The sequence below is a fragment of the Micromonospora sp. KC213 genome (assembly GCF_004348325.1).
GTDB lineage: Bacteria > Actinomycetota > Actinomycetes > Mycobacteriales > Micromonosporaceae > Micromonospora.
In genome coordinates, this window is sequence record NZ_SMKF01000004.1 from 76,496 (window position 1) to 94,153 (window position 17,658).

The 17,658-nt window shown below is 69.5% G+C and carries 15 protein-coding genes and 2 pseudogenes; 9 read left to right on the forward strand and 8 right to left on the reverse strand.

All coding sequences use genetic code 11. From position 1 onward, the window contains the following. Positions 1 to 1,163: 1,163 nt before the first annotated feature. Positions 1,164 to 1,454, reverse strand: a complete 291-nt coding sequence (locus tag E1166_RS02280) for an antibiotic biosynthesis monooxygenase (RefSeq protein WP_132335321.1) — start codon at positions 1,452 to 1,454, stop codon at positions 1,164 to 1,166. A gap of 60 nt (positions 1,455 to 1,514) precedes the next feature. Here E1166_RS02280 and E1166_RS02285 point away from each other — a divergent pair, with 60 nt between their 5' ends. Then, positions 1,515 to 2,147: a TetR/AcrR family transcriptional regulator gene (locus E1166_RS02285; protein WP_132335323.1), complete on the forward strand. Its 633-nt coding sequence runs from the start codon at positions 1,515 to 1,517 to the stop codon at positions 2,145 to 2,147. Between the two features lie 288 nt (positions 2,148 to 2,435). Here the strand turns inward: E1166_RS02285 and E1166_RS02290 are convergent. Then, a pseudogene (locus E1166_RS02290) lies at positions 2,436 to 2,831 on the reverse strand (ATP-binding cassette domain-containing protein); the annotation flags it as partial. A gap of 36 nt (positions 2,832 to 2,867) precedes the next feature. Here E1166_RS02290 and E1166_RS31725 point away from each other — a divergent pair. Beyond that, positions 2,868 to 3,317: pseudogene (locus tag E1166_RS31725) on the forward strand (Imm21 family immunity protein). A gap of 54 nt (positions 3,318 to 3,371) precedes the next feature. Here the strand turns inward: E1166_RS31725 and E1166_RS02300 are convergent. Beyond that, complete coding sequence (locus E1166_RS02300; RefSeq protein ID WP_132335325.1) at positions 3,372 to 4,403, reverse strand: AraC family transcriptional regulator; 1,032 nt, start codon at positions 4,401 to 4,403, stop codon at positions 3,372 to 3,374. A gap of 87 nt (positions 4,404 to 4,490) precedes the next feature. Here E1166_RS02300 and E1166_RS02305 point away from each other — a divergent pair, with 87 nt between their 5' ends. Further along, the gene (locus E1166_RS02305; protein WP_132335327.1) at positions 4,491 to 5,060 is read left to right on the forward strand and encodes a hypothetical protein; all 570 of its coding nucleotides are present in this window, start codon (positions 4,491 to 4,493) and stop codon (positions 5,058 to 5,060) included. A gap of 158 nt (positions 5,061 to 5,218) precedes the next feature. Continuing rightward, complete coding sequence (locus E1166_RS02310; protein ID WP_132335329.1) at positions 5,219 to 5,713, forward strand: DinB family protein; 495 nt, start codon at positions 5,219 to 5,221, stop codon at positions 5,711 to 5,713. A 226-nt stretch (positions 5,714 to 5,939) separates the two neighbouring features. Here E1166_RS02310 and E1166_RS02315 read toward each other — a convergent pair whose 3' ends face one another. The 3 genes from E1166_RS02315 to E1166_RS02325 form a co-directional block, all read right to left on the reverse strand. After that, positions 5,940 to 6,995, reverse strand: a complete 1,056-nt coding sequence (locus E1166_RS02315) for a hypothetical protein (protein ID WP_132335331.1) — start codon at positions 6,993 to 6,995, stop codon at positions 5,940 to 5,942. A 731-nt stretch (positions 6,996 to 7,726) separates the two neighbouring features. After that, the gene (locus tag E1166_RS02320; protein WP_243710098.1) at positions 7,727 to 8,080 is read right to left on the reverse strand and encodes a hypothetical protein; all 354 of its coding nucleotides are present in this window, start codon (positions 8,078 to 8,080) and stop codon (positions 7,727 to 7,729) included. A gap of 79 nt (positions 8,081 to 8,159) precedes the next feature. Further along, complete coding sequence (locus tag E1166_RS02325) at positions 8,160 to 8,975, reverse strand: NAD(P)H-binding protein (RefSeq protein ID WP_132335333.1); 816 nt, start codon at positions 8,973 to 8,975, stop codon at positions 8,160 to 8,162. 189 nt (positions 8,976 to 9,164) lie between these two features. On the opposite strand from E1166_RS02325, the gene E1166_RS02330 reads away from it, so the two are divergent. Next, the gene (locus tag E1166_RS02330) at positions 9,165 to 9,485 is read left to right on the forward strand and encodes a helix-turn-helix domain-containing protein (protein WP_243710100.1); all 321 of its coding nucleotides are present in this window, start codon (positions 9,165 to 9,167) and stop codon (positions 9,483 to 9,485) included. A gap of 320 nt (positions 9,486 to 9,805) precedes the next feature. Here the strand turns inward: E1166_RS02330 and E1166_RS02340 are convergent, their stop codons facing one another. After that, complete coding sequence (locus E1166_RS02340; RefSeq protein ID WP_132261055.1) at positions 9,806 to 10,636, reverse strand: SDR family oxidoreductase; 831 nt, start codon at positions 10,634 to 10,636, stop codon at positions 9,806 to 9,808. Next, on the reverse strand, positions 10,633 to 10,812 hold the full coding sequence (locus E1166_RS02345) for a hypothetical protein (protein WP_132335339.1): 180 nt from the start codon (positions 10,810 to 10,812) through the stop codon (positions 10,633 to 10,635). Before E1166_RS02345 ends, E1166_RS02340 begins: the two co-directional genes overlap by 4 nt. A 745-nt stretch (positions 10,813 to 11,557) precedes the next feature. Between E1166_RS02345 and E1166_RS02350 the strand changes: the two genes are divergently transcribed. The 4 genes from E1166_RS02350 to E1166_RS02365 are packed head-to-tail and all read left to right on the forward strand — an operon-like array spanning position 11,558 to position 17,583. Then, the gene (locus tag E1166_RS02350; RefSeq protein ID WP_132335341.1) at positions 11,558 to 14,350 is read left to right on the forward strand and encodes a sialidase family protein; all 2,793 of its coding nucleotides are present in this window, start codon (positions 11,558 to 11,560) and stop codon (positions 14,348 to 14,350) included. A 25-nt stretch (positions 14,351 to 14,375) separates the two neighbouring features. Continuing rightward, complete coding sequence (locus E1166_RS02355) at positions 14,376 to 15,212, forward strand: carbohydrate ABC transporter permease (RefSeq protein ID WP_132335343.1); 837 nt, start codon at positions 14,376 to 14,378, stop codon at positions 15,210 to 15,212. A gap of 8 nt (positions 15,213 to 15,220) precedes the next feature. Next, complete coding sequence (locus E1166_RS02360; protein ID WP_132335345.1) at positions 15,221 to 16,552, forward strand: sugar ABC transporter substrate-binding protein; 1,332 nt, start codon at positions 15,221 to 15,223, stop codon at positions 16,550 to 16,552. Next, positions 16,549 to 17,583, forward strand: coding sequence for an ABC transporter ATP-binding protein (locus E1166_RS02365; protein ID WP_132335347.1), 1,035 nt, complete (start codon positions 16,549 to 16,551; stop codon positions 17,581 to 17,583). The genes E1166_RS02360 and E1166_RS02365 overlap by 4 nt, the downstream gene beginning before the upstream one ends. Positions 17,584 to 17,658 lie beyond the last annotated feature (75 nt).

Consider the following 17,658-nt stretch of genomic DNA (forward strand, 5'->3'; position numbering starts at 1 on the left):
GACGATGCCGCATCCGTTCAAGGCGACGACCAGCTACCCGCGTCGGCGTCCCGTCAGCGACATGCTTAGGTCGTCAGCCACCACATTGCCGGAAACAATCAGCAATTCTCCTCCGGTGCGGTAGGACGAGGCCCTTGCGGCTGCAGGTGGGCGGCCAGCCTGACTGGCCTGATCAAGTGAGACCGAACCACAGGAGAAGTACATGACTTTCGTGTTAGCCCCGCCCGCGGTCTCTCCGTCACCATTGCGCGAGCCCGCCAAGACTCTTCGCGAAAGAGGGGCAGACAGTTTTCACGCCGCGCTCGCCGCGGTCCTGGCCAGCGGGCTCGAGAATGCTCTTGAAACGGGTGACCACCCGAGAGCGATCAGCTTCATCAACCGCGGCTTCGCAGAAGGAAGTCCGAAGTTGGGCTGCGACCTCCTCTGCCGGGCAATTGCGGTCGTCGGGACAGCCCGAACGTGGACCGTGCAGCTCGCGCCCCCACGCTCACCGTAGGTGCTCGTCGATCACCCGCCAGATCTGGCCGCGCTCGAAGCCTGGCCGAAATCCTTGCGCCAGGTCGACCCGCGATCCTCAGACGCCTCCAACGACCCTTGATCCGATCGGGCTCGACGTCAGCGATGACCGCTGGAACATGTCGGGGTCCTCGCGATTCAGGATCCAATGCGAGCCCGTCAACGTCGGCGGCGGTGGCCTCGGTCTTGGACCACCACAACCAGATCGACTTCGACGTGTCCCGGCTGGGCAGGTGCTCGATGGATGGTGAGCCGGATGACCGTGCCGGCGATGATCGGCAACGTCCCGCCGTGGCCCACCCAGCCGGCCCGGCGGGTCGCCGCGGATGCAGCCGATCCGGTCTGGGCCCGGGCCTGGCCGTAGCTGCGGGTGTCGGTGACCGTGACCGCCTGCTCGGCGCCCCAGGTGCCGGGTCGCAGAAGGCGAACTCGCCGCCGTGCTTGGCCGGCCGGCCGCCCTGTGGCTGATGGACCGGTGGCGGGGTTGGGCGGCGCAGCACCCGATACAAGCGCATCCGCCCGAGGATCGGCACGGGCAGGTTGCGCAGCAGCCAGTGCCGTACACCTTGGTCAGTGCGTCAATTTCGATCATGTCAGGTCCTCGATTCGGGGCAACGCCGGCTCAAGGTTCCGGGCCGGCAAACGGGTCAGTGCTCGTCGAGGATCTCGATGTCGCTCACCGTCGGTTCGCGGGTCAGCGCGAACGCCGCGGTGGCCTCGGCGCTTCCCGGCACCGCCTGACGGGACGCCCGCAGGCTCTCGGCCGACTCCCACCGCCAGATCCCGACCCAGGTCTCATCGTCGATCCGGCCCAGCCGCGCTTCGGTGAGACCGGGGACCGCTGCCCTGGTCGCGGCGACCAGGGCAGCGTGGCGGGCCCGGAGCTCTCCGGCGTCGGCGGAGTCAATGTGGAAATGGGTGACGGTGACAACTGGCATTGCTAGACTCTCTCTCTAGAGTTGACTTCTAGTGACGAAATCTAGATATAGTCTCCAGTTGTGAGTGATGTCAAGCGGCCGAACAAGCGAGCACAGAAGTCCGAGGAGACACGCCGACGGATCCGGCAGGCGGCACTCGAGTTGTTCACGCGCGACGGATACGGCGCGACGAACCTGCAGGACGTCGCCGACCGTGCCGGCGTCGCAGTCCAGACGATCTACTTCGTCTTCGGCAACAAGCGCACCCTGCTCAAGGAACTAGTCGACGTCACGATTGCCGGTGACGAAGCGCCGGTAGCCACCATGAACCGACCCTGGTACACCGATGCGCTCGCCGCCGACACCGCTCAAGCGATGCTGCGCGCTTACGTCGCCGGTACCACATCCGTGTTGGAGCGGGTGGCACCCATCGGCAAGATGCTGCAGGCCGCAGCCGCGAGCGACCCGGAAGTCGTCACGCTATGGCCACAGGAGGCCAACCCGCGGTACGTCGTCCAGCAACACGCGGCCAAGGCGCTGATCGGCAAGCCGGACGCGAAACCGGACGTGACAGCGGAGGAGGCCGCAGACCTGCTGTACGGCCTACTCAGCCCCGAGTTGTACCTGGTGTTCGTACACGAACGCGGCTGGCCGACCGAACGCTGGCAACGCTGGGTCGGCGACACCCTGCACGCCCAACTCTGCACCGACTGACGATGCCCGGCATTCTCTCGACTCAGCGTCACCAACGTGGGTTGCCGCTGTCAGGCGGTGAGTCGCCGGACGTAGACCGGACTCGGCGCGGTGTGCAGATGCAGCGGCTCTGTCGCTGATCCTGTGGCTGCGTGCAGCTGACGCCAGGATCGCCGCGGTGCTGTCCACTTTGATGAAGCTGCTTCCGCATCTGTCCCATGTCGTGATCGAAGCGGTCGAGCGATCGGCCGCGATGATCGTGTTGCGGGTGCGGCCGCGGCCGCGGGGGAGTCGGTGCCCGCAGCGCAGCAGCATCTCGGCCCGGACCTGCCCGTCGGCGAGGAAGACGACCCGGTCGGCGTAGGAGGCGGCGTTGGGGTCGTGGGTCACCATCACGATGGTCTGGCCGTGGTCGCGCACGGAGCGGCGCAGGAAGCCCAGCACCTCGGCGCCCGACCGCGAGTCGAGGTTGCCGGTGGGCTCGTCCGCGAAGATCACATCAGGGCGGGCGACAAGAGCGCGGGCGCAGGCGACGCGCTGCTGCTGGCCGCCGGAGAGCTGGCTCGGCCGGTGCGACAGCCGGTCGCCGAGGCCCACGGTCTCGATGACCTGGGCGAACCAGTCCCGGTCGGGCCTGCGGCCGGCGGTCGACAACGGCAGCAGGATGTTCTCCTGCGCCGTCAGGGTCGGCAACAGGTTGCGTCGGCCGGTGGACCGCTGCTCGTCGCTGCGCAATCGGCGTTGTCGCTGTGGACCGGCGCCAGTAGCACGGATGGACCGGTGGAAGGCCGGGGTGACTACGGCCGGGCATGCGCGGTAGACGGTTACATCGGCGTGGTCGCCATCGGTCACTGGCAGGCGCTTGTTCTGGGCGACGAGCCGGCGCAGACGACGTACCTTCCCTCCGACCGGCTGTTTCTTCGGTGAGCGGCGGCGTACGAGGAAGACGAGCTGATGGGGGCTGCACGCCGAGCAGTAGGTGATGGTGTGGAGTGGGACGCGGATGGAGATGTCCGCTGGGTGGTGGACGGGACAGTCGTGATGTTCGATTCGGCGTGGCCTGGAACGGAGTTGGAGCCGGGCACCCACCTCGTGGTCGATCTGCATCCGAGCACGTACCGGGTCCGGGCTACGTACCGCGCCGATGGCGACAACTGGATGAGCCTGGTCCAGCTCCAACCCCTGCCTTGAGGCCCACGCCTGCCGCATTCATTTTGACGTCGGTCAGGTCCGGCAGCGGCTAACCTAGGATCGCACGCCGATGCCACGCCGGTACGTCTGCGGGCTGTGCCCGGTCCAGCGTCGCACGGCGCGGTGGAAGGAGCTGTACTCGGCGAACCCGAGCAGGGTGGCGATCTCGTGCAGGGTGTACCGGGGGTTGCCGAGGTGTTCCAGGGCCAGCCGGTGCCGCGTGGTGTCGAGCAGTTGCTCGAACGTGGTGCCTTCGGTCCGCAGCCGGCGGTAGAGGGTCTGCCGGCTGATCCCCAGCGCCCGGCTGGTGGCCTCGGCGGTGGGTGGACCGAGCGGCAGTCGGGTGACGATGTGCTCGCGCACCTGTCGGCTGTCGGCGCCGGTGGCCGCGACGCGTTCGGCGAGTGTCACGGCGTGCTCGTGCAGCACAGCGAACAGGTAGCTCTGCGCCCGGGGCGGCGGCCGGCCGAGGAGTTCGGCGACGAACGTGATCCGGTCTTCTGCCTGACCGAAGCGCACCCGATCGCCGAAGACCGCCGCGTAGGCGGCGGCATGACCGGGCCGCTCGTGCCGGAAGTCGGCGCGCAGGTCGATGTCTGCGGCGTCGGCCAGAAACCGGAGCGTCGTGGCGATCTCGCCGAGCGCCAGTTCGGCGCCCTGCGTCGTGCGCGAGGCCGCCTCGGTGCGGTGGTAGCTCAGCTCGGCCCGGCCGGTCGTGATCCGCAGCGCCAGCCGCAAACCCGTGCCGAGCACGTTGGCGTGACGGACCGCCAGGCACAGCGCCTCTCGCAGCGATGGGCTGTGCGCCGCCAGCTGCCCGATCACGCCGACGTTGCCGTCGCTGGCGCATCGGCCGGCCAGCCGCAGCGCCACCGCGGGGTCGCCGGTCAGGTCCGGCGCCGCGCGTTCGAGCCGCGCCAGCGCGGCGAGCGGGACGTGCGCATCCGGATCGATGTACCGGTCGACCGCGAATCCGAGCACCCGCTCGACGGCAGCCGGATCAGCCCCGACCGCGACCAGCGACCGGGCGGTGTTCGCCACCACCGCGACGCAGACCGACGCACCCGCCTCGGCCGTCCTTTCCACCTGCCACCCTCCCGTGTCACCGGACGCCAGGTATCGGCAACGTGAGGCGATGGTAGTGCGGTGGCCGCAGTCGTAGCGTCACGGCTCATGAAGCCACTTGTCACCCTGCGAATCGTCCCCCGTACTGTCGTCGTGGGCGCCTGGTGCGTCGCCGGCTTCCTGGTCATGATGGTCGGCGGGTCGTTCACCGAGGCGCTGTTCAGCCGGGTCGGCTACCCGGGTGCCGGCTGGGGTGGTGTCCCGGTCACCTTCGACCTGGCGGGCAAGCGTGACGCGCTGGACCAGCTGGCGGCGAAGGGCACGCTCGACCTGTTCGGCTGGGTCCAGGTCGTCGACATCACCATCATCATCGGCACGCTGCTCTTCTTCACTGCGCTCAGCGTGCTCGCATGGCGTACTCAGCCGCCCGGCGACTGGCTCGACCGGCTCGGTCGGCGCACGACGGCCGCGTTCGTGCTCGCCCCGACCGCCGACGCCGTCGAGAACCTCACCGCACTGCTCCTGATCGCCGGGCAGCCGCAGCCGCTGACCGTGCTCAGCCTCGCCAACTCACTCGCCACCCTGGCCAAGACCTTCCTGTTCATCGGCGGGTGGATGGGAATCGCCGTGCTGCTGCTGGCCACCGCGCGGCGGGCGGCGGCAACGTTCGCCAGGTGAGGGCTACGGCTGACCAAGTACGGTACGGCTGAACGCACCCGTCGCGGCCAACACCAGACGTGACATCCCCTCATGCCAATGAGCGGGCAACTGGCCGGGCCGGCTCGGACGACGTCCACGGCCTGCCTTCCGCCATGACAACAGCGTAAGGTCGGCCCATGATCGAATCCCAACGCGAAGCCGTGCCGCGCAACGACGGTGGCGAACTCGACACCGACCTCGCCTTCTTGTCCTTCGCTCGATCATGCGTGCTGAAGAAGGTTGCCGGGCTGAACGAGCAGCAGCTGCGGCGCCGCTTGGTCGTCTCCGACACCACATTGCTGGGCCTGGTCCAGCACCTGACCGACGCCGAAAGGTACTGGTTCGGCTACACGTTCGCTGGCGACCCGCGCTACGCCGACGTCGACTCGGACATGGTGGTCGCGCCGGACCGGTCCCCGGATCAGATCATCGCCGGCTACCGGGCTGCGATCGCCGACAGCGATGCCCACATCAGCGCAGCCGCTTGCCTTGACGTTCTCACCACGCAGCCGGTCGGTGACGCCCCTCGTACGCTTCGCTGGGTGCTCGCCCACATGACGAGTGAGACCGTCCGGCATGCCGGTCACGCCGACATCCTGCGCGAGCTCATCGACGGTGCCACCGGCCGGTAAGAGGTCGGGGCTCGGGGTTGTCGCGCTGTCCGGTGCTACGCGAGCCCGTGGAACGTTCGAAGGCCACCGGCCCGAAGGTTCAGCCAAGTGGCGGTGAGGAACGCACGGATCTGCCGCCGACCAGGCATCACAGCACGTGATTAAGCAGGGCAGAGCCCTGCGCCCCGGGTGCGCCGATGAGAGTGAACCCGCCGGAAGAAGGGCGTTATCACGGCGAGCCAGGCGGTCAGAAGATGTAGAACGTGTGGTTGTAGGGGCGGCCTCGTTCGTAGATGGCACGCAACCGTGGCTGCCTGACCTCAGGCAGTCGGGCCAGAACGCTGAGGAAGATTGGGCCGTCGGGCTCGAACCGGTAGCCCGGGAGCAGTGCCGGCAGGGCCTCCGGCGGGATCGGGACCGACCGCCCAACCGGCTTCGGGGCTTGGTGGAACGCGAGGTGCCGCCAGGCGTCCCAGGCCAGCGGGATCGGCTTCACCGGCGGGGCCACCGGCCAGAGTTCGCCGGTCTGCGGATGTTCTGGGATAAGGGCGAAGTCGGCGTCGGCGTCCGGAAGACCGGGTCCGGCCAGGACGAGGGTGCGCTCCGGCCCCGTGCCGACCGGGCCGACGAGACGCTCGAGAGTGGGCCGGAAGACCTCGGCGACCTGGTGATCGGGGATCAGGATCGGTTCGCCGCCCGAGGCAGCCAGCAAGTGTGCCAGCGCCGAGGCTGCGGTGGCCGCCCACATCGGGTCCCAGCCGCTGCCCGGTTCGGACGGCGGGATACCGGGCCGCTGGTCGATCAGGTCCGCCCAGTCGAGCACCGGGTGCGGGCCGGGACCGTCCTCGATCACGTGGGTGGTCAGCGGGTCCAGCCAGACCGCCTGTCGTAGGCTACAGTCGTCGATCCGGATGGCCACCGGCGTGCCGCAGGTGACGCAGACCATGTTGGGCTCGCTGCCGTCGAGGCCACAGCACGCGGAGTCGCCGACCAGCGCCGGGTCGATGACGGCGCCGCGGACGTCCCCGGGGGCGAGCAACACCCGGCCGACCGGCCCGGCGGAGATGCTGAACCTCGGCGCGTACCAGCCGAGCGCCTCGGCCTCACCGGCTTCGAGTTCGGCCCACCGGCGCCATGGCGAACCAGAGGGCAGCGGATTCACCGCGAACGTGCCGGGCTCCAGTGCCGGCGCGAGCGATCCCGGCCCGTTGCCGTACTTCTGGTCCGCGTGGACGGGCAGCGCCACCCTCGACACCGGAACCGTCAGAGTGGCGTCGCAGCTCCTGCAGCCGAAAACCGTCATGTATCCCCCGCGCGTCGTGACCAATCTAGATCATCGGATCATGCGGTTGTGGTCGAGGAGCACGACGGCGGAGGGGTTGGTCACGGCGAAAGTCGGACCGGCGACCGTGCCTGGCCTCGCGCCGGCCCTCGACCCCGGACATGGAGTACGCGCTGCTCAGCCAGCACAACACGGTGACCGGAGCAGGCACTACGGCGCGCCGCGGCGACTCGGCCCACCCGTGTGCGTGGCGCCGCCCGCCCACCCCGGCTGACGCCGCCTCGGGGTCGGCCCCGCGCCCGACGTGTGCCAGGCCCGCTGGTGTCTGCTGCTGCTCGCCGCGACCCGGCAGGAGTATGCCGGGATCACCGCGGTCCGTCCGGTCGCGCCGCCGCCATCCCACTGACCACAATCACCGATCATTCAGGCTGGATCGTTATCGCTGCCGTCGTACGCGGCGGCTAACCGGCGGTAGCCGCTCCCGGACGTCTCTCACCCACGGCCTTGGCCGTGCACCCAACGCCCCCGTTTCCGACGGAAAGGCCGCGTCGTATGGTGCGCGGAGCACATCCTGGACGACCCGGCGAAGTTCGCCAGAGTCGTGCGGTTTCTGGCGGCTCGTCGGGGGAGCGTTGGCCCAGGACGTCGGTGGAACAGATCCGACGCTCGGCGAGTGCCGACGGCCCGGTGGCCGCGGCGCCGCAGCGGCTGACGGACCTGCTGCATCCGTCATGGCCACTGCAGCGTGTTCATCACCTGCGGGGGTCCGTGGCGGGCCAGCAGCCGGGCGGCTTCCTTCCGGCTGGTGTCTTCGCGCGGCCGGTCATTACCTCGCCGAGCATCCCCGGCAGCCGGGATGGGGCTGCGTGCCGGGCGGCCCGGCCAGCCGCGTACAGGGCGACGCGCGCCCGATCGCCGTCGGCGTAGCGCAGCAGCACCGGCAGCGCCTCGGCTGGCCGGTCGGTCCAGACCAGCGCGCCGAGCGCCGCCTCGGCGATCACCACCTCGGGGGCGTCGGGGTGGCGCAGCACCAGCTCGCGGCCGGCGCCGGAAACCGGTGCGGCGGCCCGGATCGCCGCCGCGCGCTGCCACACCCTGCCCGGCATCGCCGATGATCAGCTCCTGCAGGTGGACGAGCTCGCATCCCCACGGTTCGAGGTCGCGCGTTGCGATGAAGCATCTGTGTCAGTGCGTGCCGGGACGCATGGCGGCCGCGGCATCCGCGGCGACGGTGAGTGGATCTGTGAGCGGTCGATCTAGCAGGCGCACGAGGTCGGGCCTGGTGTTGTTGAGGAAACCGTGGCGGACACTGGTGGCGATTGAGACGAGCATCGGCGGCTGGAATGGCAGCAGGTCGGCGTTGCCGAGTAGCCGGCTGCGGTACTCGCCCAGTCCGATTTTACGGTGGGCGACGCCGAGACGATCGGCGATGTCGCCAGCCGTTATCGGGTCGCCGACCAGGTCGTAGACCTTGCCGACATGCGCGGTGGGCTCGCTTGCGACGACGGCTGCGGCAGCTGCCAGGTCGGCCCGCGGTACCACGGAGAGTGCGCCGGTCCCGAATGCTGATTCCAAGCCGTCGGGAGTCCAGGCGAGCAAGGCACCGAAGAGTTCGGCGTACAGCCCGTTGCGCAGGATGGTCCACGCGAGCCCGCTGGTCTTGATCATTTGCTCGGTAGCCCGGTGGGCGAGTGCGAACCCGAGGTGGTCCCCGGCGCTGGTCAGGCTGGTGTAAATCACGTGGGCCACGCCATCGCGGCCAGCAGCGTCGAGAAGAGTCCGGTGACGCGCGATGACCTGGTCGTCCTCGGCATACCCGGCCGAGACGAGGAGCAGGGTCGAAACGCCTGTGAGGTCGAGGGTTGCGGGGTCGTCGAAGTCAAGGTGGCGCTGTGCGCTGGTGGGAGTGCGACTCCCTCCCAGGGCAGGTACCTCCCGCTTGTCGAGCTCTGCGAGTGTCAGGGAAGCGAGCTGTCCGTTGGCGCCGGTCACCATGATCATTGCGGTTCGGTCTCCTGTCGTGGTTCTCTTCAGTAACTACGGTGAGATCCTGAACCCGCGTCCGGCGGCTCACAAGGAGGCAGTCTCGTGTCACTAAGGCACACTGAGGTAACCGCAGGAGCCGCCGAGCTCGAACCATGCGGACAGCCGGATCACCCAGACTGCGGCATCCGAGATGTTCTTGACCGGGTGGGTGACAAGTGGTCGGTTCTCGTGATCGTCGAACTCGCCAATGGGCCGCGACGCTTCCGCCAACTCCAGCGCGCCATCGACGGGATCTCCCAGCGTATGCTGACCCTCACGGTGCGTCGCCTGGAACGAGACGGCCTCGTCCTTCGGACCGTGTACCCGACCGTGCCCGCCCAGGTCGACTACCGCCTCACCGAAACCGGCGCAAGCCTCACCCACCTCGTCAAAGCACTCGCCGACTGGTCACTGGCACACCGCGCAGCCATCGCCCAAGCCCGTCAGGCCTACGACGGCGATCACCCCGACAACGGAATCCGGTGACGCGCAGCGCGCCGTCAACGTCCTGCCCCGCAACAGTTAGTCGCCCTGCCCGCCGTGGTCACGTTCTGGGGCAGGCGTGGCGGGTGCGGAGGCCGGGCCGGCAGGCTCACCCAGATATGGGCGAGCGCCGCAGCGCGGACAGTGGGCTGCCCGGCTGCGGCCTCCGTTGCGCTGATCTTCCGGGAAATCGCGGACTGCGTGCCGAGCACCGCTGCCGCCGCCGTGAAGGACCCACGCCGCACCATCTCGACCGTCACGCGCAGTCCGGCCAGTGCCAACTCCGGCATGATCCGACGGCGATAGGCGAGACCAGAGTCCGATCAGGCGTCGAGCCTCGGGTAGTCGGCGTCCGCTCGGTAGGCGCTGTCGCGCTGGGCCTCCAGCGACGCGAGCCGCTCCCGCAGCGTGGTGGTGACTGCGATGTACGCGTCGGAGTTGAGCAGCAGGCGCAGGGGCGGATCCGCCGAGGTCGCCGCCTCGATGATCGCGTGGGCGACCCCGGACTGGCTGCCGACCATTTCCTCGACTGAGATCGGTGGCATGTCGGCGGGCCCACCGCGGTAGGGATCGCTGACCGGGACCCGCTCCGCGGCGTCCTGGAAGCCTGTCCGGACCATTCCCGGCTCGACCAGGATGGTCCTGATCCCGAATGGAGCGATCTCCGCCGCCAGGGTTTCGAGGTAGCCCTCGATTCCCCACTTGGTCGCGTGGTAGATCGCGAAGCCAGGGAAGGTAATGTGCCCGCCCATGCTCGACAGCTGGACGAACACGCCGCCGCCCTGCTCACGAAGGGGCGGAACCACCCGACGAGCGAGCTGGATCGAGCCGGTGAGGTTGGTGGCGATCACCCCGTCAATGTGCTCGTCGGAGAGATCCTCGGCGGCGCCGAACACGCCGTAGCCGGCGTTGGAGACGACGACGTCGATCCGGTCGTGGTCGGCGAACGCGGCGGCGACCACGTCCTCGATCTGGGCGACGTCACGCACGTCCAGACTCCGTCGCCACAGCCGGTCGCCGTGCTTGGCGGCCAGATCGTCGAGTTGTTCCGGTCGGCGCAGTGTGGCGGCGACCCGGTCGCCTTGCGCCAGGGCCTGCTCCGCCAGCTCCCGACCGATCCCGCGGGACGCTCCGGTGATGAACCATGTAGTCATGTGAGCCTCCTGCCCGTATTGGTTCGCCAGCCGCCGGTCGCGGCGTTGACCGCGCACGGCGGCGTCGGCGACTGACCCCGTGCCTGGTGGACGGCCTGGGTCAGGTCGACGTGCGGTTCGCGCTCGTCTCGCGCCAAGCCGGCGAACAGCTTCGCGACGACCTGCTCGACAGGCATGCTCTGGTCCGAGACGGCGCCCGCCGGTAACGGCGAGTCCCCCAAGGGCGCCGGGAAACGTGTGTCAGCCACCCGGATCAGGTGCCCGCGACCGTGGCATGCGAACCATGATGATTGCTCACAGCACACCTGCGCATTGCGCATGCCTCGCGGATCCGGTCGAGCACCGCGCTGGTGGCCTGGCCCGATTCGACCGGGGAAGCCGGTGCCGCTCGGAAACTCGGTTGCAGGCGCTGACGTGCGGCTGTGTCCGCTGTGGATCGGCGGTCGGCGTCGTGCGGCCGGTCATGCTCCTGTCGCTCGGCCACCTACTAATTCTTTGTCAGGCGCTGCGGTTGATTTCCCTGTTGGCCCGCGGTGGGCGCGCCAAGGTGGTCGGGTGCTCGTGTGGCGGCACCAGGTCGCGGTACTACGCCGCGGGTCACGTCCACGCGCCGAGCATCCAACGTAAAGCCCGGGCTCAGGTCAACCCGTCCACGAATCGCTCGGCTGATCATTGAGTATGCCGCGCAGAGCGCTGTCCCGCCGGATCGTGATCCGGGCAGGTTGAGCGGCATGCTCACGGGTCCAGGATGGGCGTCTTCATCTCGTTGACCGGCCGATGCGGGCAGCCCTGAGCGGACTTCGATGCGCTTGTGGGATTGTCCCCGATCCTGAACTCTGACATCCTCCTGCGTGGACGCTGCCGCGACGGTCGCCAATCCAGGTACCGCGCTGCGGCGACGCCTTTGGCGGAGGGACCCTCGTGAAGCGCAGACGTCGCCATCTCCTTGCATGCCTTGCGGTCGGTGCCCTGGTGGCATCGACCGGTTTTGTCGGTATCCACTTCTCTGGCGCCGAGGCGCCAGCCACCGCCGCGGTCGGCGACGGTGAGATGCCCGGTGGGCTCGGCGCCCATCTGGAGCGCCTGCGCCGGGCCGCTCCCGGCAACGACGGCATGTCGCCGGACGGGCCCGGTGGCGCCGCCCAGCAGGAGTTCCTGGAGCGGGCCTATCCAGCCAACGCGATCACCATCGCCCAGCTCGACCGGTCCAAGGCTGCCTACTCCGCCGCCGAGAAGCGCTTCCGCGGCGGCCAGCGGTGGACCAACGTCGGCCCGAGCGAGGCGGTCTACCCGTTCGCCGAGCAGCGCGACGCGTTCAACTACGTGCCCAACGAGTACGTCGCCGGCGGCAGGGTCACCTCGATCGACATCAGCCCGGACTGCAACAAGCTGCTCTGCCGGGCGTACGTCACCCCGGCCGGCGGCGGTGTCTGGGGCACCCTGAACATCCTCGCCGCCGAGCCCAAGTGGTTCTACCTCGGCGGCCCGCTGGGCATCAACGCCGCCGGCTCGGTGAAGATCGACCGCAACGACCGCACCGGGCTGACCATCTACGTCGGCACCGGCGAGGCGAACACCTGCGGCTCCGGCTGCGTCGCCGGCGTCGGCCTGTACAGGTCGACCGACGGTGGCCTGACCTGGTCCGGCCCGTTGGGCAAGGACGTGCTGGCCGGCAAGGGCATCGGCGAGATCACGATCAAGCCCGGTGACCCGAAGACCCTCTACGTGGCCACCACCACCGCCCTGCGCGGCGTGTCCAGCTCCTGCTGCACCGGGGGCACCAGGCCGGTGCCGGACGCCGAGAAGTGGGGCCTGTACAAGTCCACCAACGGCGGCAAGAGCTGGACGTTCATCCACAATGGCTCGGCGGACGCCAGCCAGTGCACCGGCAGCATGGCCGAGTACAACAACACCACCTCCTGCTCGCCGCGGGGTGTGCGCTACGTCAAGCTCGATCCGAAGAACGCGAACATCGTCTACGCCTCCTCCTACGCCCGGGGCGTCTGGCGCTCGTCCGACGCCGGGGCGACGTGGACGCAGATCAAGCCGTCGCTCAACGCCGCGGTGTTCCAGACTCGCGCCGCGATCGACGTCACCACCCTGCCGGGTGGCAAGACCCGGATGTACGTCTACGAGGGCAACATCGGCAACCCGTACTCGCGGCTGTTCCGCAGCGACGACGTGGCCACCGGCAACCCGACGTTCACCGATCTGACCAGCGCGAACCCGGCCGACCCGGGCTTCGCCACCTACGACCAGTGCGGTGGCCAGTGCTGGTACGACGTGTTCGTGCACACCCCCGAGGGGCACCCGGACATCGTCTACACCGGCGGCAGCTACGTCTACGGCGAGACGGTGGCCCACAAGCGGGCTGTCGTCCTCTCCACCGACGCCGGGGTCAGCGGCACCGACATGACCTACGACGGTACCGACGAGCTGCACCCCAACGGCCTGCACCCCGACCAGCACGCGCTGGTCACCAACCCACGGAACCCGTACCAGTTCTTCGAGGCCAACGACGGCGGCGTCATGCGCTCCAGCGGTGAGTTCGTCGACCGGTCGTCCTGGTGCGACAACCCGAAGCGCAACCTGACCACGCAGGCGCAGAAGGACCGCTGCAAGCAGATGCTGGCGAGGATTCCCTCCAAGCTGGAGGGCGTCAACAAGGGCATGAACACGCTGCAGTTCATCAGCCTGTCGGTCAGCCCGCACGACGCGAACCTGCTGCAGGGCGGCACCCAGGACAACGGCACCTGGGAGAACAAGGGCGAGCGCCGGCGCTGGGTCAACACCATGATCGGTGACGGCGGCGCCTCCGGCTGGGATGTCGGCAAACCGGAGTTCCGGTTCCACACCTTCTTCGACGTCTCGCCCGAGGTCAACTTCGACAACGGTGACATCGGTAGCTGGATCTGGACCGCCGACCCGATCTACGGCCAGCCCGGCAACCTGTTCTACGCCCCGGTGATCAGCGACCCGAAGGTCAGCGGCACCATGTTCGCCGGCACCGGACTGTCGGTGTACCGCACGAAGACCTTCGGCCTGGGCGATCGCAGCCTGGCCGAGGCCAACCGGATCTGCAACTCGTGGACCGGCACGTATGAGGAGCAGTGCGGCGACTGGGAGCCGCTGGGCACCACCAACCTGACCGGCGCCGCGTGGGGCGACCGGGCCGGCGGTGCTGTCTCGGTAATCCAGCGGGTCGACTCGGACACCTCCACCGCATGGGCGGCCACCAGCACCGGCCGGGTCTTCGTGACCCGCAACGCCGACGCCGAGCCGGCCTCCGCGGTGACCTGGACCCGCATCGACAGCGCCACCACGCCGAACCGGTTCGTCACCAGCATCCACGTCGACCCGGCTGACCCGGCCCGGGCGTGGATCTCCTACAGCGGCTTCAACTCCAACACCCCGGCCACCGTCGGGCACGCGTTCGAGGTGAAGACCACCGGTAGCGGGGCGACCTGGACCGACCGGTCGTACAACTTCGGCGACCAGCCGATCGCCGACCTGGTCCGGGACGACGTCACGGGCGACCTGTACGCGTCCACCGACTTCGGCGTGCTGCGGCTGGCCACGGGCAGTACCTCCTGGGTGAAAGCGGCCGACGGCATGCCGAACGTCGAGGTCGCCGGGCTGACCATCGTGCCGGGCAAGCGGATCCTCTACGCCGCCTCGCACGGCCTTGGCGCCTGGCAGTTGAAGCTCAGGTAAGGAACGGATCATCGGCAACATCCCGGTGAGGGGCCGCAGCCGCGGCCCCTCACCGCTGCCCGAGCGGGCCGCCCGGCTGTGGCGTTCCCTCGGCGCGGCCTTCGTCATCCTGGTGTTCGTGCCACCGCTGCTGTTGCTGGTCTCCGGCTCGCTCACCGAACCGGGTCTACCGCCGTCGCCCACTCCGCAGCTGGTGCCCGACCCGGTCTCCACCACCGGCTACGAACGTGCCCTCGACCTGGGCGGCCTGCTACGCGCCTCGCTCAACTCGGTGCTCGTCGCGGTCGTGGCGGTGCCGCTGAGCGTGCTGGTCGCCTCGCTGGCCGGATTCGCCCTGGCCCGGCTCGCCCCGCGGACCACCGCCGTGGTGGTCGCGGCCTCCCTGGTCGCGCTCATGGTGCCGGCGACGGCGCTGCTCGTGCCGCGCTTTGCGATCTTCCGATTCCTGGGGCTGACCGACACCCTCGTCCCGCTGATAGCTCCGGCCCTGCTGGGCACGTCACCGCTCTACGTCCTGGTCTACTACCTGGCCTTCCGGGCGCTGCCGACCGACCTGTACGACGCCTGCCAGGTCGAGGATCTGTCACCGGTACGCACCTGGTGGCAGGTGGCGTTGCCGCTCGCGCGCCCGGTGACCGCCGGGCTCACCGCGCTGACCTTCATCCTGACCTGGTCGAACTTCCTCGATCCGCTGATCTACGTCTACGATCGCGATCTGTTCACCCTGCCGCTGGCACTGCGGTCGCTGTCGCTGCTGGACCCCACCAACTTCCCGGTCTTCCTGGCCGGGGCCGTGATCGCCACGCTTCCCGCACTGGCCGTCTTCGTCTTGGCGCAGCGGCGCTTCCTGCACGACCACTGATCGAGGGGATGACCACCGTGAGACTGAAGTCCCTGCTCGCCGTGGCGCTGTGCGGCGCGCTCGCCGTCACCGGCTGCGGCTCCGGTGCCGGGTCGTCCTCCCGCGACCAGGTCAAGCTGCTGGTCTTCGGCGCCCCCGAGGAACTGGCCGCGTACCGGACGCTGATCGACGCGTACGAGGCGGCCCGGCCCGGCTATCGGGTCCAGCTGATCGAGGCCAGCGACCGCAAGGACCTGCTGGCGCGCTTGGCCACCTCCGTCGCCGGCGGGGCGCCGCCGGACGTGTTCCTGATGAACTACCGCTTCTACGGCCAGTTCGCGGCCAAGGGGGTGGTCGAGCCGCTCGACGAACGCATCGCCGCCTCCGCGGCGGTCGACCCCGCCGACTACTACCCGGTGGCGATGGACGCCTTCAAATGGCGCGATCAGCAACTCTGCCTGCCGCAGAACGTCTCCAGCCTCGCCGTCTACTACAACCGCACGCTGTTTGCCAAGTACGGCGTACCGGAACCCAGACCCGGCTGGACCTGGAACGACCTGGTCGGTACCGCCATCGCGATGACCCGCGACAACCGCGGCGTGGTCATCAAGGGCACCGAGGCGGAGGGCGCCGCCCGGCTGCCCGCCGTGCACGGCCTCGGCGTCGAACCGTCGATCATCCGGCTCGCGCCGCTGGTGTGGTCCAACGGTGGCGAGATCGTCGACGACCCGGACCGACCCACCCGGCTCGTCCTGGACAGCCCTGCCGCTCGGGAGGCGCTGAAGAACCTCGTCGACCTGCGGCTGGCGTACGGCGTGGTACCCAGCGACGCGGAGGTGGAAGCGGAGGACGACGAGTCCCGCTTTGTCAACGGCCGGCTCGCCATGCTGATGACCTCCCGGCGAGCCACCACCAACTTCCGCACCATCACCGGCTTCGACTGGGACGTCGCCCCGCTTCCGGTCTACCGGCGGCCGGTCGGGGTGCTGCACTCCGACGCGTACTGCATGACCGGGGGGTCGAGGAACAAGGACGCCGCCTGGCGGTTCATGGAGTACGCCATGTCGGCGGACGGGCAGAAGATCATCGCGGCGACGGGCCGTACCGTACCGTCGCACGTCGAGACGTCCCGCTCTCCGGCTTTCCTCGACCCGAACCTGCCGCCGCGTAACTCACGGGTTTTTCTCGACGCCATCCCCACCGTCCGGGCGCTGCCCACCGTCTCCACCTGGCCGGAGATCGAGGACCTCAGCTACGGCATCCTGGAGAACGCCGTGCACCGCGGCGACCGGCTCGACGACGTCATCCGTGAACTGGACACCAAGAGCCGGCCGGTGTTCGCGCGAGGGGAGAACGGGTGAGCGGGGCCGGACTGGTCCTCGACGGTGTCAGTGCCGCATACCGCACCGAGACCGTCCTGCACGAGATCGACCTCGCCGTCGCCCGCGGCGAGCTGCTGGTGGTGCTCGGTCCGTCCGGCGCCGGCAAGTCGACCGTGCTGCGGGTCGTGGCGGGACTGGAGCCGGTAACGGCCGGGCGGGTGCGCATCGCCGGCCGCGACGTCACCGACCAGCGGCCCGGCCTGCGCAACGTCTCCATGGTCTTCCAGTCGTACGCGCTGTTCCCGCACCTGACCGTCGCCGAGAACATCGCCTTCGGGCTCGAGGTGCGCGACACTCCGCGCAGGGTGGCCCGCGAACGGGCCCGGGCGGCGGCCGAAACGGTCGGCTGCGCCGGGTTGCTCGACCGCCGGCCCGGGCAACTCTCCGGCGGCGAGCGCCAGCGGGTCGCCCTGGCCCGGGCGCTGGTGCGGGAGCCGGACGTGTTCCTGCTCGACGAGCCGTTGTCCAACCTGGACCTGGCACTGCGGGTGGAGATGCGCGCCGAACTGCGGGCTCTGCACGACCGCCTCGGGGCCACGATGGTCCACGTCACCCATGACCAGACCGAGGCGCTGGTGCTTGCCGACCGGATCGCCGTGCTGCGCGATGGCCGCATCGAGCAGGTGGGCACCCCGGAGGAGATCTGGCGGACCCCCGCCACGGTCTTCGTGGCCCGGTTCGTCGGCTCCCCGGCGATGAACCTGCTGCCGGCCGGCGGCCCGTTGCTGCCCATCGGCGATCCGCCGGCCCTGCCCGTCGAGGCGCAGATCGGCTTCCGGCCCGAGGCGGCCACCCTCGACGCGGGCCATGGCGCTCCCGCCACCGTCGACCGGGTCGAGGTGGTCGGCGAGGACGCCTACGTGTACCTCACCCTCGAAGGGGGGAAACCGGTGGTCGCCCGGGTGCCGACCGCCCGCCGTCCCGACCGGGGTGCCGCGGTACGCGTCGGCGTGCGCTGGGCCGACACGCACGTCTTCGACGCCGCCTCCGGCCGCCGGTTGGCGCCGTGAGCGCGGGGAACCAGTCGGGTTGGGCAGCAACGCGATCGCGACCAGGAGTTGACACGTGAGCGCGGGGAGCGGGAC

Bases quoted from the DNA above. Each gene is read 5' to 3' on its own strand.
- E1166_RS02345 (WP_132335339.1), bottom strand. From the start codon at position 10,812: ATGCCTGTCGAGCAGGTCGTCGCGAAGCTGTTCGCCGGCTTGGCGCGA.
- E1166_RS02280 (WP_132335321.1), bottom strand. From the start codon at position 1,454: ATGCCAGTTGTCACCGTCACCCATTTCCACATTGACTCCGCCGACGCC.
- E1166_RS02310 (WP_132335329.1), top strand. From the start codon at position 5,219: ATGATCGAATCCCAACGCGAAGCCGTGCCGCGCAACGACGGTGGCGAA.
- E1166_RS02325 (WP_132335333.1), bottom strand. From the start codon at position 8,975: ATGATCATGGTGACCGGCGCCAACGGACAGCTCGCTTCCCTGACACTC.
- E1166_RS02315 (WP_132335331.1), bottom strand. From the start codon at position 6,995: ATGACGGTTTTCGGCTGCAGGAGCTGCGACGCCACTCTGACGGTTCCG.
- E1166_RS02340 (WP_132261055.1), bottom strand. From the start codon at position 10,636: ATGACTACATGGTTCATCACCGGAGCGTCCCGCGGGATCGGTCGGGAG.
- E1166_RS02360 (WP_132335345.1), top strand. From the start codon at position 15,221: ATGACCACCGTGAGACTGAAGTCCCTGCTCGCCGTGGCGCTGTGCGGC.
- E1166_RS02320 (WP_243710098.1), bottom strand. From the start codon at position 8,080: ATGCCGGGCAGGGTGTGGCAGCGCGCGGCGGCGATCCGGGCCGCCGCA.
- E1166_RS02305 (WP_132335327.1), top strand. From the start codon at position 4,491: ATGAAGCCACTTGTCACCCTGCGAATCGTCCCCCGTACTGTCGTCGTG.